The organism is Streptomyces sp. SCSIO 75703 (assembly GCF_036607905.1).
Classification (GTDB): Bacteria; Actinomycetota; Actinomycetes; order Streptomycetales; family Streptomycetaceae; genus Streptomyces.
Window position 1 is genome coordinate 1,878,767 of sequence record NZ_CP144555.1, and the last position, 15,968, is coordinate 1,894,734.

At 71.7% G+C, this 15,968-nt stretch carries 12 protein-coding genes; 6 read left to right on the top strand and 6 right to left on the bottom strand.

All coding sequences use genetic code 11. From position 1 onward, the window contains the following. Positions 1-271 precede the first annotated feature (271 nt). The 6 genes from eccCa to VM636_RS08070 all read left to right on the top strand — a co-directional run bounded on the left by eccCa (position 272) and on the right by VM636_RS08070 (position 9,907). The gene (eccCa, locus tag VM636_RS08045; RefSeq protein ID WP_338484178.1) at positions 272-4,237 is read left to right on the top strand and encodes a type VII secretion protein EccCa; all 3,966 of its coding nucleotides are present in this window, start codon (positions 272-274) and stop codon (positions 4,235-4,237) included. Positions 4,238-4,488: 251 nt separating this feature from the next. Further along, entirely contained in the window at positions 4,489-5,265 is a 777-nt protein-coding gene (locus VM636_RS08050; RefSeq protein WP_338484179.1) for a hypothetical protein, read from the top strand. A gap of 152 nt (positions 5,266-5,417) precedes the next feature. Continuing rightward, complete coding sequence (locus VM636_RS08055; protein WP_053913714.1) at positions 5,418-5,864, top strand: hypothetical protein; 447 nt, start codon at positions 5,418-5,420, stop codon at positions 5,862-5,864. Positions 5,865-5,950: 86 nt separating this feature from the next. Next, complete coding sequence (locus tag VM636_RS08060; RefSeq protein ID WP_338484182.1) at positions 5,951-8,218, top strand: hypothetical protein; 2,268 nt, start codon at positions 5,951-5,953, stop codon at positions 8,216-8,218. 1 nt (position 8,219) lies between these two features. After that, positions 8,220-9,230, top strand: a complete 1,011-nt coding sequence (locus tag VM636_RS08065; RefSeq protein WP_051821542.1) for a hypothetical protein — start codon at positions 8,220-8,222, stop codon at positions 9,228-9,230. 26 nt (positions 9,231-9,256) lie between these two features. Next, complete coding sequence (locus VM636_RS08070; protein WP_053913712.1) at positions 9,257-9,907, top strand: hypothetical protein; 651 nt, start codon at positions 9,257-9,259, stop codon at positions 9,905-9,907. 201 nt (positions 9,908-10,108) lie between these two features. On the opposite strand, the gene VM636_RS08075 is transcribed toward VM636_RS08070, so the two are convergent. The 6 genes from VM636_RS08075 to mycP form a co-directional block, all read right to left on the bottom strand. Beyond that, on the bottom strand, positions 10,109-10,411 hold the full coding sequence (locus VM636_RS08075; RefSeq protein ID WP_030422687.1) for a WXG100 family type VII secretion target: 303 nt from the start codon (positions 10,409-10,411) through the stop codon (positions 10,109-10,111). 64 nt (positions 10,412-10,475) lie between these two features. Further along, the gene (locus tag VM636_RS08080; protein ID WP_030422688.1) at positions 10,476-10,820 is read right to left on the bottom strand and encodes a WXG100 family type VII secretion target; all 345 of its coding nucleotides are present in this window, start codon (positions 10,818-10,820) and stop codon (positions 10,476-10,478) included. A gap of 144 nt (positions 10,821-10,964) precedes the next feature. Continuing rightward, entirely contained in the window at positions 10,965-12,152 is a 1,188-nt protein-coding gene (locus VM636_RS08085) for a S8 family serine peptidase (RefSeq protein ID WP_338484185.1), read from the bottom strand. A gap of 109 nt (positions 12,153-12,261) precedes the next feature. Continuing rightward, on the bottom strand, positions 12,262-14,010 hold the full coding sequence (locus VM636_RS08090; protein WP_338484187.1) for a hypothetical protein: 1,749 nt from the start codon (positions 14,008-14,010) through the stop codon (positions 12,262-12,264). Further along, on the bottom strand, positions 14,010-14,444 hold the full coding sequence (locus VM636_RS08095) for a hypothetical protein (RefSeq protein WP_338484189.1): 435 nt from the start codon (positions 14,442-14,444) through the stop codon (positions 14,010-14,012). Before VM636_RS08095 ends, VM636_RS08090 begins: the two co-directional genes overlap by 1 nt. Positions 14,445-14,692: 248 nt before the next feature. Continuing rightward, the gene (mycP, locus tag VM636_RS08100) at positions 14,693-15,961 is read right to left on the bottom strand and encodes a type VII secretion-associated serine protease mycosin (RefSeq protein ID WP_338484191.1); all 1,269 of its coding nucleotides are present in this window, start codon (positions 15,959-15,961) and stop codon (positions 14,693-14,695) included. Between the last annotated feature and the right edge of the window lie 7 nt (positions 15,962-15,968).

Genomic DNA, 15,968 nt, shown 5'->3' on the forward strand with positions numbered 1-15,968 from the left:
GTGAGGGTCCTGCGCCTGTTTCCCGGTGCCCGGCGGCACGGTGCCTGCGGGCCGGCGCGGGACGGCCCGGCCGGGCACGGCGCCGTCGTGCCGCGCCGCACCTCACGCCTGTCCTCGGTCCGCGGAGTCCGCGTGTGCTCACGCGGACCTCCGGCACCCTACCGCCCGCCGGCCGCCGGTGAGGTCAGTAGGATCACGCGGCGGGCCTCGTCCGCCTGACACGGGGTGGCGGACGGATAACCCCACGGGTCCGCATGGGGATTGGTGAGCAGTGAGCCAGATCGTCGTGAAGCGTCCGCCCAGGGCGCTGCCACGGGACGTTCCCTCGGGAGAGGTCGTCGTCCAGCCGCCGCCCGAGCTGCCGAAGGGGCGTCAGGAGAGCGTGCTGATGCAGCTCCTGCCGACGCTCGGCATGGGCGGCTCGGTCGTCTTCTTCTTCACCAGCGGACAGCCGTTCATGCGGGTGATGGGCATGGTGATGATCGCGTCGACGATCGCCATGTCGATCGCCATGGTGGTCCGCTTCCGCCGCGGTTCCCAGGGCCAGATCGCCGATCTGCGCCGGGACTACCTGGGTTATCTCACGCAGACCCGCCGCACCACGCTGGAGACGGCGCGGGCGCAGCGGGACGCGCAGTACTACCTGCACCCCTCGCCCGAGCAGTTGTGGGCGCTGGTCGCCGAGGGCTCGCGGGTGTGGGAACGGCGGCCGGGCGACGAGGACTTCGCCCAGGTCCGCATCGGCCTGGGCCCCCAGGACCTGGCGACGCCGCTCATCGCCCCGGAGACGGGTCCGGTGGACCAGCTCGAGCCGCTGACGGCGGGCGCGATGCAGCGCTTCGTCGCCGTCCACGGCACGCTGGACGACCTGCCGATGGCCGTCTCGCTGCGCGCCTTCTCGCACGTCACGATCGGCGGCGACCCGGAATCCGTGCGTTCCTGCGCCCGCGCCCTGACCGGCTCGCTGGCCGCGCTGCACTCCCCCGAGGACCTGATCGTCGCGGTGGCCGTGGGCCGGGACGCGGCCCCGCACTGGGAGTGGGCCAAGTGGCTGCCGCACGTGCAGCTCCCGGGCGTCGCGGACGGTGCCGGGGCGCGCCGGCTGATCGCCGCCGACCCGCGTGAGCTGGAGGACCTGCTGTCCGCGCGGCTGACCGGGCGGCCCCGTTTCCACCCCAACGCCGCTCCCCTGCCGGACACCCCGCACCTGGTCGTCGTCCTCGACGGCGTCTCGCTCGCCCCGGACTCGCTGCTGGCGACGCCCGAGGGCCTCCAGGGCGTCACCCTGGTCGAACTGGCCGAGGGGGAGCCGGCCGGCGCCCGCGGCGACCTGTCCGTCCTCGTGCACCCCCGGTCGCTGCACCTGGAGTCGGCCGACGGCTTCGGCTACGAGGGCACGCCGGACGTGCTGTCGTACGAGTCGGCGGAGGCTTTGGCCCGGCAACTGGCGCCGCTGCGCATGGCCTCGGGCGGCGACGACGACGAACCGTTGCTGGCCAACCTGGAGTTCACCGACCTGCTCAACCTGGGCGACGCGGCCTCGGTCGACACCCGGCGCACCTGGCGGACGCGTTCGCAGGCGGAGCGGCTGCGGGTGCCGATCGGCGTCGGTGAGGACGGGCGGCCGGTGATGCTCGACATCAAGGAGGCGGCCCAGGAGGGCATGGGCCCGCACGGGCTGTGCGTGGGCGCCACCGGTTCCGGCAAGTCGGAGCTGCTGCGGACGCTGGTGCTCGGTCTGGCGGTCACCCACTCCTCCGAGACGCTGAACTTCGTCCTGGCGGACTTCAAGGGCGGCGCCACCTTCGCGGGCATGGCGCAGATGCCGCACGTGGCGGCCGTGATCACCAACCTGGCGGACGACCTGACCCTCGTCGACCGCATGGGCGACTCCATCCGGGGCGAGCTGAACCGCCGCCAGGAGATGCTCCGCGACGCGGGCAACTACGCCAACATCCACGACTACGAGAAGGCCCGCGCGGCCGGCGCCCCGCTCCAGCCGATCCCGTCGCTGCTGCTGGTCATCGACGAGTTCAGCGAACTCCTCACGGCCAAGCCGGACTTCATCGACATGTTCGTGCAGATCGGCCGCATCGGCCGCTCGCTGGGCGTGCACCTGCTGCTCGCCTCGCAGCGGCTGGAGGAGGGCCGGCTGCGCGGCCTGGAGACCTACCTCTCGTACCGCGTCGGCCTGCGCACCTTCTCGGCGGCCGAGTCGCGGGCGGCGCTGGGTGTGCCGGACGCCTACGAGCTGCCGAACGTGCCCGGGTCCGGGTTCCTGAAGTTCGGCACCGGGGAGATGGTCCGCTTCAAGGCGGCGTACGTCTCCGGTGTCTACCGCTCGGGCACGCGGCGCTCCGGCGCGGCGGACGGCCCGATGCCGCTGGACCGGCGGCCGGTGCCGTTCACGGCGGCGGAGGTGCCGGTGCGGTACGTGCCGGTGCCGCGGCGCGAGACGGATGCCGACGAGGTCGACGACGCGCTGGCCGACACCGTGCTGGACGTCGTGGTGCGCCGGCTGGAGGCCCAGGGCCCGGCGGCCCACCAGGTGTGGCTGCCGCCGCTGGACAGCCCGCCGTCGCTGGACGGCCTGCTGCCGGGGCTGACCGCCGTGGAGGGCAGGGGGCTGACGCAGCCCGGGTACGAGGGCGCGGGCCGGCTGGTGGTGCCGGTCGGCATCGTCGACAAGCCGTACGAGCAGCGCCGCGACCCGCTGTGGGTGGACTTCTCCGGCGCCGCCGGGCACATGCAGCTCCTGGGCGGCCCGCAGTCCGGCAAGTCGACGCTGCTGCGCTCGCTGATCTGTTCCTTCGCGCTCACCCACACCCCGCACGAAGTGCAGTTCTACGGCCTGGACTTCGGCGGCGGCGGCATGGCCGCGGTGGCCGGGCTGCCGCATGTCGGCGGCATCGCCTCGCGGCTGGACCCGGAGAAGGTGCGGCGCACCGTCGCCGAGGTCTACGGCGTGCTGACCCGGCGCGAGGAGTACTTCCGGTCGTCGGGCATCTCCTCCATCGCCGAGTTCCGCACCCGGCGGGCCCGGGGCGACATCTCGGTCACCGACCAGCCCTGGGGCGACGTCTTCCTCGTCATCGACGGCTGGGCCAACTTCCGTACCGAGTACGAGGGCCTGGACCAGGTGGTGCACGACATCGCCGCCCGGGGCCTCGGTTACGGCGTCCACCTGATCCTGTCGGCGTCCCGTTCCATGGAGGTGCGTTCGGCGCTGAAGGACAGCCTGCTGAACCGGCTGGAGCTGCGGCTCGGCGACACGATGGACTCCGAGCTGGACCGCAAGGTGGCCGCCAACGTCCCGCCCGGGGTGCCCGGACGCGGCCTGGCCCCGCAGAAGCTGCACTTCATGGCGGCCGTGCCGCGCATCGACGGCCTCACCTCCGACACCGACCTCGCGGACGCCACGGCCTCGCTCGCGGCCGAGGTGACCCGGCACTGGCAGGCGCCGGGTGCGCCCGCGGTGCGGCTGCTGCCGCGCGAGTTCCCGGCGGAGCAGTTGCCGCCGGGGGACCGGTTCCCGAAGCAGGGCGTCGCCTTCGCCCTCGACGAGGACAACCTGGAGCCGGTCTTCGTCGACTTCGACCAGGACCCGTTCTTCCTGGTCTTCGGCGAGAGCGAGTCCGGCAAGTCGAACCTGCTGCGGCTGCTCATCACCCAGTTGACGACGCGGTACTCGGGCGACGAGTGCAAGCTCTTCGTCGTCGACAACCGGCGTTCCCTGCTGGGCGTCACCCCCGACACCCACCTCGCCGAGTACATCCCCATGTCGAACGCCATGGAGCACCACATGGTGGCCCTGGCCGACCTGATGAAGCGCCGCACGCCGACGGCCGACGTGACGGCGCGGCAGCTCCGGGAGCGGAGCTGGTGGCGGGGTCCGACGGTGTTCGTGGTCATCGACGACTTCGACCTCGTCTCCACGTCGAGCGGCAATCCGCTCAGCGGGCTGACGGAACTGCTGCCGTTCGCCCGGGACGTGGGCGTGCGCTTCATCATCGCCCGCTCCTCCGCGGGCGCGAGCCGGGCCTCGTACGAGGCGTTCATGCAGCGCATCAAGGAACTGGGCGCCCAGGGCGTCGTCCTGGCGGGCGACCGGGGCGAGGGCGACGTGCTCGGCGGGGTGCGTCCGCGGCCGATGCCCCCGGGGCGGGGCGTGTTCGTCTCCCGCCGGCGGGGCCGTCCGCTGGTGCAGACGGCGCTCATGCCGGAGGACACGCTGTGAGGCGCGGGGCGGCGAAGCCCGCCGGGGCCGGCCGTGACGGGGGTGGCGTCGGAGCCGACGCTGACGCCGGTGACGCCGGTGACTCGTCGCAGCAGGCCGGCGAGGCCCTCGGGGCGCTCCCCCACCGGCCGGGGGGCCCGGTGAGGCGCGGGGCCGCGGCCGGGCCCGCCGGAACCACCGGAACCGCCTCCCAGGACGCCGACGGGGCCCTCGGGGCCCTCCCCCACCGACCGAAGGACGTGACCCGTACGATGCACGCCACTCCGACGCCCCGCACCCGCCCGGCGGCGCACCGCGCCCACGGGACGGGGCGCGCGCTCGCCGTCACCGTCCTGCTCGCCGCGACCGCGCTCGGCTGCTCCGGCTCCGGCGGTGACGGGTCCGAGGGCGCCGCGGCCCCCTCGGCGGCGGCACCCGGCGCGTCGGCGGACGGGCCTACGGGCGGCGACTCGTCCGCCACGGCCCGCATCGCGCAGGTGAACGCCACCATGAGCGAGACGCCCTTCAGCGCCATCGGCACGACCACGGCCTTCGACGCGGGCCTCCAGCACCTGCGGTGGAACCCCGCCCAGGGCCTGCACATCGACCTCATCGGCACCACCGGCGACATGTACTGCGAGGACGGCGTGACCTACACCGCCTCGGGCCTGCTGGCGGAGAGCCTGAAGACCAAGGGCGTGGACATCACCGTCCCCGACCGGCTGAAGGACACCTACGTCAGCACCGAGACCGGCCAGGGCTGCGAGGCGTACTTCACCGTGCCGCCCGGCTCGTACGCCCCCGAGCGCGACACCGACGTCGAGGGCGTGGCCGCCCGAGCCGTGGTGGCGTCGGCGGGAGGGATCTCGGACGTGTACTACCTCAGCGAGGAGGACCCGGCGCGGCTGCTGAGGATGGAGTCGACGCGCGACGGACGCGCGAGCAAGACGACGTACACCGACTTCGGCAAGGCGGCCGACATCACCGTGCCGCGGGGCGACCGGGTCATGACCATGGACGAGTTCCGCGCCCAGGTCGGCGCGGGCTGACCCTCACCGTCACGGAGCCACCGGGTCACCGACGCCGGCGACCCGGTGCCGGACGGTCCGGTCGTACGCGGTCGTTCGGGGCGTCGTCCGCGCATGGCCGAGTTGTTACTGTGGCGGGTGCACGCCAATCGAGGGGAACGGGGAGACGGATCATGGCGGAGCCGGTCGCGGAACAGCACGGCGAAGGGGCCGGGCAGCCGGTCGGGACGAGGCTGAATCAGTACCCCGCGGAGCCCGGCGGCCCGCCGGTTCCCCTGGGCGGCGGCACGGCGGACCTCGCCTCCAGCCCCGCGCAGAAGAAGGCCGCGGCGAAGGCCATCGAGGAGCACCTCGAACCGGACACCCGCAAGGCCGGCGAGACGGCGGACGAGTCGACCGGCGCCGCGGTCAAGGCGTTCGCCCCGAAGGACGGCGAGGGCTGGGTCACCTCCTCGGCGCTGAAGAAGGCGCACAAGACCTGGGGCGAGCAGGTGCAGAACCTGATGAACCGGCTCGGCGGCGAGAAGGAAGCCCTGCGGAGCACCAACATCCTGTTCCAGAACACCGACTTCGGCGTCGGTCAGGGTGTGCGCCAGTCCTCCAGCCTCGACGGCTACTGAGACACCCGTACCGCGCCACCCGCCGGGGCGTCCCCCCGGCACAGCACCGCTTCGTCCACGTCCACGCGCACGCACCACGGGGAACCATGCCGACGTACCACGAGATCATGACGACGGACCTGGCCACGCTCACCACGGCCGCCGAGGGCTGGGACGACATGGCCAAGGAGTTCCAGAAGCAGGAGAAGGCCTACAAGCGGGACGTGCACGGCATCACGATGGGACCGCTCTGGCTGGGGCTCAGCGCGGACGTCGCCAACCGCCGCTTCGACATCACCCTCAAGGAGTACCAGAGCGCCCAGACCGAGGCGAAGGCCATCGCCTCGCTGCTCCGCGACGCCCACACCCAGTTCGTCGACCTGCGCGGCAAGCTCACCAGCGCCCGCCAGGACGCCATCGAGGCCGGCATGAAGGTCTCCGACCAGGGGATCGTCGCGTTCGACACCGCGCGGCTCTCCGAAGGCGCCCGCACCGCCTACCACCACGACCCCGACTACCAGGACAGCGTGCGCAAGAGCGTCACCTCCTGGCAGAACCGCATAGACCAACTGGTCAAAGACGTGACGGACGCCGACAAGGGCGTCGACATCGCCTTCACCGCGGTCGTCGTCGACACCGACGCCACCGACGGCACCCTCAACGGCTTCAACGGCCACGCCTACGGCGACATCGAGAAGTACGAGGCCGAGAACGCCCGGGACATCGCCACCCGGCTCGCCGACGGCAAGAAGGTCTCGGCCGCCGAACTCGCCGAGCTGGAACGCGCCTTCAGGGACAACTCCGACGACAAGGTGTTCAGCCGGACCCTGCTGCAGGGCCTCGGCCCGGACGGCACCATCAAGCTCGGCAACGAACTCAACGAACTCGCCCTCGACGGCAAGGACAAGGACCGCTACCAGGCGTTGCAGAGCGGGCTCGCCGACACCGTCGCCAGGGCCACCCGGGTGCCCGGCTCGGTCGCCGACGCGCCCCCAGGATCACAGAAGTTCAAGGACTGGGTCGCCAGCGAGGACGGCAGGTTCTACCGCGAGTGGACCGACAGCCTCGACACCTACGGCACAAAGAACTACGGCTCCAACACCCAGCCGATGTACGGCTACCAGTCCTTCGTCGCGCTGATGCAGCACGCCGACGCCAAGTTCGACGACCAGTTCCTCTACCAGCTCGCCGACGACCTCATAGCCGCCGAGAAGAAGCAGCCCAGCATCTTCACCGAGTGGGGCGCCGGCCACGAGGGCGTCCGGGCGGACGCCCTCGACGGACTGCTCTCCGTGATGAGCAGGAACCCCGACGCGGCCACCGCCTTCTTCGACCCCGCGGGCAACGGCTCCGGCGCCGACCACGTCGACAACAACCACCTCGAGTACCTGCTCCACGAGCGGGAATGGCCCCAGCACAGCACGGTCGCCGGTCCCACCGTCATCACCATGGACGACCCCCTCGGCAAGGCCGGGCTGGGCGCCGCGCTGGAAGCGGCGACCACCGGCCGGGAACCGAACTCCGAGGGCGCCTCCTTCGGCCACCACAGCGAGGCCCAGACCCGGGTGATGCAGGAGACGATCACCCAGCTCGACAAGGACGACAAGGGCGACTCCATCCCGCAGAACATGAAGGTGCCGCTCGGCCGCGCCCTCGCCGACTACACCGCCGACACCCACGCCATCCTCAGCGGCACCGAGCCGAGCAGTCCCGAGGGGCTCTCCACCATCAACGCCGACGGCGACGAGTCCAGCATCACCAACGGCAAGCACAGCCTCCTGCGGGTCATGCGCGGCGTCTCCGACGCCGCCTACGGGACCACACCCGACGGCGAACCCGTCCTCGTCTACGACATGCTGTACGAGAACGAGAAGCTGTACTCGGCGCAGTACCTGGACAGCGCCCGGGACGCACCGGCCGAGCAGCGGGCCAACGTCGTCGGCGACTGGGACAACAAGGCCCGCCACGTCGGCCTGGTGAACGGCGCCATGACCGCCATCGGCTCCGACATGATCCTCGACGACCGGGACACCAAGATCGGCAACCTCAACGACACGATGCGCTACACCTACCACGGTGTCGGCGGCCTCTTCACCCAGATACCCGTGGTCGGCGACCCGGTCCAGCGCATGATCGACGCGGCGACCTACGAGTACTCCAAGGACGTGACGGCCGCCGCCGAGGACGTGGCCCGCTCCGAGGACAGCAAGTCGACGACGGCCGGCATCGGCGGCACCAAGTCCCTCGTCAACGCCTGGGGCACGACGCACGGCATCGACGGGACCGAGGCGCACGAGCACGCCAGGGGCGAGGCGGAGCAGAGCTTCGTCACCGGGCGCGAGGACGCGTACTCGGCCCTGCGCACGAGGAAGTGAGATGACGAACGGACCTCGCCGGGCCGGCCTCGGACGGAAGATCATCGCCCCTGCCCTGGCGGTCGCCGTGCTGGCCGTGGGCGTGCACCTGTGGGCGGACACCAACCTCTTCGGCGACGACGAGCTGTGCGGGGGGCTGGTCCCCGCCGACGCGGCCGGGGCGGCCCTGCCCGGCTCCGGACGGCTCTCCGACCGCGGGCTGGACGGCTCACCGGACGACGAGGCCGCCTTCACCTGCGTCGTGGAGTCCTCGTCCCTGCTCCCCTGGGCGAAGGACGGGCACCTGCGGATCTCGGTCGGCCGCGAGCGCGGCGACTTCCCCCTCACCTCCGGAAGCCCGTCGGGCCCGGCCTCCGTCTCCTTCTTCTCCGGCGGCGCCACCGGCGCGGTCCGGGACGGCCACGGCTGGGTGCTGCTGCCCGAGGAGTGCACCACGGCCGACGGCCCGGCCGTCGCCGAGGCCCACGCCCCGAAGGACGCGGACGCGGCGCCGTTCGCCCGGCTCCTGACCGAGGTCGCCGCCAAGGCCGCCGAACGGGCGGGCTGCGCCGGGAAGACGCCCCCGGCCGCCCCCGGCACCCTCGACGCCGCCCCGGGGCCGCGCCCGGTCCGCGAGGGCTCCGTGTGCGGCCTGGACGGCCTGCCCTTCCCCGGGACACCGGACCAGGCCCGCACCGCGGAGGAGACCGTCCAGGACACCGACGGTCCCCTGTGGGCCTGCGAGGTCACCGGCCAGGCCACCTTCGCCGTGACACAGGAACCCCGCCTCCTCGCCGGCATCCTCGCCTCACCGGGGTACCGCGAGCAGCCGGACGTGGCCGGTCTGAAGGTGTCCGGCTTCGACGCCAACCACGTCGTCGCGGAGTGCGGGGGCACGCCCACCTACTTCTCCCTGGAGACCCACCCGGGCTACACGACAGCCTTCGGGAAGCCCGGCACGCCGAAGAGCGGGGACCTGCGTACCGACTTCGTCAGGCTCGCCGGTGAACGCTTCGGCTGCACCACGTCCTGATCCCCCGAGCACCGAGGACCCGACACGTGAGACACCCACGACGCCGGCTGACGCCGGCCGCCGCCGTACTGACCGCGGCCGTGCTGCTGACCGGCTGCCAGGGCGGGGGCGGCACGGCACCGCTGAGCCTGAAGGGGCTGACCGAGACCGCCGACGGGATCCCCGACGGCGGCGCGGACTCCTGCCCGCTGCCCTACGACCTGGCCGCGGCGGCCAAGGAGGCCGGCGTCGACGCCGCGGCCGGCCCCGGGTCCGCACGGGACAAGGACGAACCGGCCGCCACCGGAGAGGGCGGCAAGCGCGCCAAGCCCGGCGAGACGCTGGCCGAGAACCCGGGCGCCCTGGTGAGCTGCGTCTTCCACCTCGGCGACGAGGACGTCCGGGTGCACACCCTCGCCACCCGCGACCCGAGCGGCGTCGCCCCGCTGGCGCCGGTGATCGTGTCCTTGACCGCGTCGTCCGTCGACGACCAGCTCGGCTACCTCGACGAGGTCGCGGCGTCCGATCCCGGCGAGGTCCTCGTCACCGACAGCGGCAACGTGGCCGCCGTCCGCCTCGAACCCGAGGGCGAGGGCCACGCAGCCCTCCTGGTCGGCGCGGGGGAGGCGGGGCGCACCTCGCTGGACCGCGACACGCTCGGCGACCTCACGGAGGCGCTGGCGCGGCAGGTGGGGTAGCGGCAACCCGGCACGGCCGCACACAGGAACAGGGTGGACACCTCCCGTGCGTGTCCACCCTGTTCCGTTCTTTTCTGTTCTGTATCTCTGCCGGTGTGCGTGTCGGCTTGTCCGCGTGTCGGCTTGTCCGCGTGTCCGCGTCGCCGCGCGTCTCCGCGTGTGCCGCCTGCCTGGGGTGGGGCGGCGTGGCGGTGCGCCGGGCTACAGGAAGTAGCTGGCGCCCTTCAGGTCGCCACCGCGGTAGTCACCGCCGGCGAGACCGACGCGCTGGCCGATGCTGACCAGGGCCTGGTGGATGCCGGTGGCGTGGCTGTCCCACTCCTTGGTCTTCTTCGTGAACTCCTCGTACGCTTCACCGCCCCAGCCCGCGGCGGCGTCGAGCACGGCCTTCTTCAGCTCCTCCAGGTCCTCTTCCAGCTTCTTGGCCTGGTCGCCGAGTTCGGTGGCGAGGGCATCCATCGTGCCGTAGGTGACGGCCAGTTCGTCGTAGTGCGGCTGAGCCATGTCGTCTTCCTCGTTTCCCTGCCGTACGGCAGACGGTCTTCGGTGGCGTGCGCGCGGAGCCCGGTCAGTAGCTGTTGAGCGCCGACGTCTTGCCGCCCAGGTCCTCGACGGTGATCTTCTTGACGTCCGCCTCGATCTGGTCTTCCAGCTTCTGCTTGTCGGCCTTGTTGAGCTGGATGCCCTCGAGGAAGTCGTCGAGCATCTTGCCGATCGACGCCATGTGACGGTTGATCTCCGTCTGCTTCTTGTCGAAGGCGATGGCGCCCTGACCGGTCCAGCTCTTCTCGATCATGTCGATGGTGGCCTGGAGACGGGCCAGCGATTCCCGGATCGAGTCGTACCGGTCGATGACGTTCGTCTGGAGCTTCTGTACTTGGGCCTCATAGAGCTTGCGCCCATCAGTCGCCATGTCGGCCATCCCTTTCGTGAGTGCGGTGCCGCCTTGTGTCACCGCGTGGTGGTGGGGATCGGTTCCCGGTTGGGGTCCGGTTCCCGTTTCGGTCCTGGTTCCGGTTCTGTTTCCGCCCCTGGTTCCGGTTTCGCCGGGGACTCGCTACGTGCTGCGCCGGGAGCGGACCACCGCGAAGGCACCGCCGCCGATCACCAGGACCCCGGCCGCGGCACCGAGGACGATCCAGAGCGTCGTGCCGTCGGAGGCTTCGGTCTCCGCCGCGACCGCCTCGCCACCCGGCGAGCCCTTGGACGACTCGACGGCAGAGGGCGCCGGGGAGGGCGTGGCGGGGGTGCCGGACTCGGCGGTCAGGACACCGGCCTTGTTCTCCCTGGCCAGCGGGTCGGTGTCCGCCGGCCCCGGGTCGTAGTCGGCCTTCTCCAGCACCTTGCGGGGCCGGATCAGCCCGTACCCGAGGTACGTGCTGGGATCGTCCCGCGCCCAGTCACGCCCGGCGGTGTCGATGAGGCTGCCGAGCACCTGGTACGCCGTCCAGTCGGGATGAGCCGACCAGACCAGGGCGGCGGAGGCGGAGGCCACCGCGGTGGCCACACTCGTACCCTCACTCGGACAGTAGTCGCGGAAGGTCTGGTCACACCAGGTCGGCACGTCGAGTCCGGGCGCCGCAAGGTCCACGTAGTTGCCGTACTCCGAGAACTTCCCGACCTTGCCGTTCTTGTCCGAGGCCGCGACACCGACGACGTACGGGTAGGCAGCCGGGAAACCGATGTAGTTGTACTCTTCCGCGTCATTTCCTGTAGCGGCGAACATCAACTTGCCCTTTTCGTGGGCATATTGAATCGCCTCACGGAAGTCGTCATAGTTGAGGCCGGTCCCGAAGGACATGTTGATGATCTTGACGTCACTATCGGCAATGGCCCTGATGACCGCCGAAAAAGCCGGCGCTCTCTTGGCCTCCGCCTTGTCGAGCCCCGTCATGGAGATCCGGTACGGAACGATCTTGGCATCGGGGGCGAGCCCCTTCACCGTGCCCCCGGCACCCGTCCCCGCGATCAGTTCCGCCATGGCGGTACCGTGTCCGAGGAAGTCCTCAGTGGCCTTGTAGTTGAGGGCCTTCGGTACCTCTTCGGTGAGCACCTGCCCCTTCAGGGACTCCGTGGTGTGATTGACGCCCGAATCGACAACGGCGACCTTTACGCCCTTGCCCGTGCTCACCTTCCACATCTCTTCGGCCTTCATCGCCGACAGGTACCACTGCTGGGACTGCGTGTCCGCGGCCACCGCGCCGGGGGCCAGACCTGCCGACAGGACGGCCACGACGCCGAGCACGGAACAGACGCGTGCAGCCCGTCTCTTCACGTGTCCCGGAGAGGGCACGGCCCACCTGACGCGTCGGCTGGAACCTGACATGCTTGCCTCTGCTCTCACTTCTGTCGGGTCAGTCGGTCGCCGACGCATCGCCGCGCTGTTCGTCTCGGCGCGAACGCCGCCTGTCGGAACCCTTCTTCTTCTTGCTCGCCGCACCGCGGGTACTTCCGGGTGTCCTCCCGTTCGGCGCCCCGATCACCCCGTCGGAGCCGGGTACGGCACGCCGAGACGACTGTTTGCCGTCCGAGGGTGCCGGTGCTCCGATCACCCCGCGCTGGGCGGGCCTCTGTCCGGTCGAGCTGGCTGCCGGGGCACTTCCGCCGCCGATGACCGTGCCCCGGGGCAGCTTGGAGCCACCACCGGCAGCCGCCGTACCGGTGACGGGACGGCCTCCGACGACGCCCTGGGGAGCTCGTCCCGAGCCGGCACCGGCACGACCGGAGGGCGATGCGCCCATGGGGCCGACCGGGCCACGCGTCGCCCCTCCGAGCGAACCTCCGGCTGGTGCCGCGGGCTTCGGTACCCCGCCGACGATGCCGCGCCCCATGGGGCCCGCACCCGTCTGGCTGGGCCTGGCCATACGCCCCACGGGGCCGACCGGTCCCGTTCCGCGGTTCCCTACAGGACTCACGGGGCCCCCGACCCGTCCTCCTGCCGTCCCAGGGGTGGCACCCCGGGGAACCTGACCCACCGGGCCGGACCCGCCGCGTCCGACCGGGCCGTTGCCGAGGGGGCCGCCGGAGCGCCCCTGAGCGGACGGGGGCACCCTCAGAGCGGACGTCCCGCCCGGCCCGCCGGCTCGCCGGCCGGCCCCGCGCAGGGCCGGCGGAACCATGCCGGGGGCCATGGGCGGCACAGGGCCCGCCGACGCGACGGGGCCGGGCGAGAGCGGCGTGCTGGTGTTCGGCCGCGCCGCTTCCTGAGGCGGAAGGGTACCGACACTGTCGATCTCCATGCCGACCGGGCGCGAGGCGGGAAGATCGACGTTCTTGTGTGCTGCCAAAGGCTGGGGCGGTGTCTCCCCCATCGTCCCGGCAGCACCCGCCGCGTGAACTCTCTGGTCAGTGGTGCTGGTCGATTCACCCATTGGCGCGGCCGATGCCCCGCCCATCGGGGGCTTGTACGGGCCGACAGAAGGCAGCGACCCCGGCGGCACCCCCACATCCGGCATCTTCGGGAAGACCGGCTCCTCCGTGCCCCGCATCGTGCCGGCCGAGACGGTGTAGAAGGACGCCAGGCGGTACATCTGGTTGATGGCCTCCTGCCGGTGGCCCTCCGCCTTCACCGCCGCCGTGTACTCGTCGTTGGTCTCGACCTGCTTGGCCTCCGGGATGTCGGAGACCTTCTTCGGGTCGGACCGGTTGTCGCGCGGGGGCATCGACTTGCGGACGGACGCCAGGCCCGAACCGGCCGCTATGACCTGGGTGCCGATGGTCTCCGCGTAGCCGGCGACCTGCTTGGCCGTCTCGACGAGGCTGTCGCCCCACGTACGGAACGCGGTGTGGGCCTCGCCCTTCCAGTCGATGTCACCGAGGTTCCGCCGCAGTTCCTCGGCGGCCTCGTCGATGGCCTCCTTGGCGTCCACCAGCGCCTTGCCGGCCGATTCCAGGAGTTCGGGGTTGGCGGACTCCACGATGTCGACCATGGCGTTGAGGTCGTACCCCTCGAAGCTCGTGGAGCCGAAGTGGATGCCGCGCAGGGGCGTGAAGGGACCGATGATCTTGGTCACCGTCATCGCGGCGTCCAGGACGCCGTTCTGCGACAGTGCCTGCTGCCGCTGCTCCTGGTACGGGTCCGGCGTGCCGTTCTCCTCGCTCATCAGTACCCCGCATCGGTCTGGTCGGCCTTGTTGCGTCGCTCCTCGACGAGACCGAGCATCACGTCACGTGCCTGGTTGACCTCGGCCCGGATCCGGTGGAAGCGGTCGCGCTGCTCCAATTCCAGGTTGTCGAAGGTCACGTCGACGCCGTGGACGGCGATCTGCATGGCCTCCAGTTGGAGGCCGAGCGACTTGGAGAGCGCCGTGATGCGCTCGTGGACGCGCTCGTACTCCAGGTGGAGCATCTTGCCCTCCGGAAAGGCGCCGCTGCCGAAGGCGGACTCCGCAAGGCGGTGGGTCCCGACCTTGGACGCGCCGCCCGCCGAGTCCTCGAACGTCGTCAGCAGGTCGTCCACGCGCTTCTTGAAGGTCGACAGTGCCATCATGCCGCGTCGTACGTCCGCGGCGCGGCCCCCCATCTCTGCAGGAAGCACTACGCTTTCCTCCCCGTTTCCCCGATGTCCCCGTTGACGGCCGGTCCCGCTCGCCGCACCGGCCGTCCTCGACGGCCCGGCGACGGAGAACCGCCGAAGTACCAGCCTAGTAAGGGACCACCGTTCGCCCCAAGCGACTTGAGCGCCCATCATGGCGCGTTGTGGTGGACGTTCCTCCCGTCTTCGCCCGGTCGGTGCGGTTTACCCCGGGGACTCCTGGTGCCCCGTCGATGACGGAGCGGTGTTTCTCACACCTTCGGGTCGGCCGGCGGCGCGTCGGCCACGCGGCGGCGTCGGCGCGCGTCGCGGACCGCGACGGCGGTGCCGCCGAGGCCGGCGACCAGGACGGCCGCGCCGACGGTCACGTAGGTGGCGAGGCGGGTGTTGCGCTCGTCGGCGGTCTCGCCGAGCGGCAGCCGGGCGGCGGTGGGTGCCTCCGCGTCGGCGAGGCCCTCCTCGGGCCGGGGCGAGTCGAGCGGCCGTTCGTCCTCGGTGAGGGCGCGGACCGGGTCGACGACGCCCCAGCCGACGAGACGGTCGTGCCCGGCGAACGTGCGCTCCGCGGTCTGCTGGATCTGGGTGACGATCTGGCGGGCGGTCCAGTCGGGGTGCTTGGCCTTGAGGAGGGCGGCGACCCCGGCGGCGTAGGGCGCGGAGAAGCTGGTGCCGTTGTCGGAGCAGTGGCCGCCCCGGGGCACGGTGGAGATCATGTCGACGCCCGGCGCGGCGACGTCGACGAAGTCGCCGGACTGGGAGAAGGAGGCGCGTTCGTTGTTGCGGTCCGAGGCGGCGACGGCGAGGACGCCGTCGAAGGAGGCGGGATAGGTCTTCTTGACGTTGCCGCCGAGGCCGTCGTTGCCCGCGGAGGCGACGACGACGACGTTCTTGGCCAGGGCGTCCCTGACGGCGGTCTCCAGGCGGGGTTCGGGCGTGGTGGCGTCCGCGGTGTCCTGGGAGATGTTGATGACCTGGGCCCCGGCCTCGACCGCGTAGTCGATGGCGGCGGCGAGGGTGCTGGTGTCCCCGTTGCCGTCCGCGTCGTTCTGCTGGATGGGGATGATGGTCGCCTCCGGGGCGAGGCCGACGAAGCCGGTCTTGGCGTCGGGCCGGGCGGCGATGATGCCGGCGACCTTGGTGCCGTGGCCGACGGTGTCGGTGGTGCCGCTCTCGTTGCCCCGTTCGACGGGGTCGCCGTCGTCGTCCTTGAGGTCCTTGGGCAGGAGGTTGCGGCCGCTCTTGACGTCGACGGCCTTCTTGAGCTGCGGGTGTTTCACGTCGACGCCGGTGTCGATGACGGCGATGCGGACCCCCTTGCCCTTGGACTGGCTCCACAGGGCGTCGAGCTGGACCCGCTGGAGGGCCCAGGGGCGGCCGGGGTAGACGGCGTTGGGGTACTCGCACTGGTCGGTGAAGTCGTCGGCGGCGGCGGCCGGGGGCGCGAGGGCGACGGTGGCCGCCGCCGTCAGCAGGGTCGCGGCGGCTGCCGCCGGGAGGGCGCGGAGGCGCGGGTGCGGCATGGCGGTG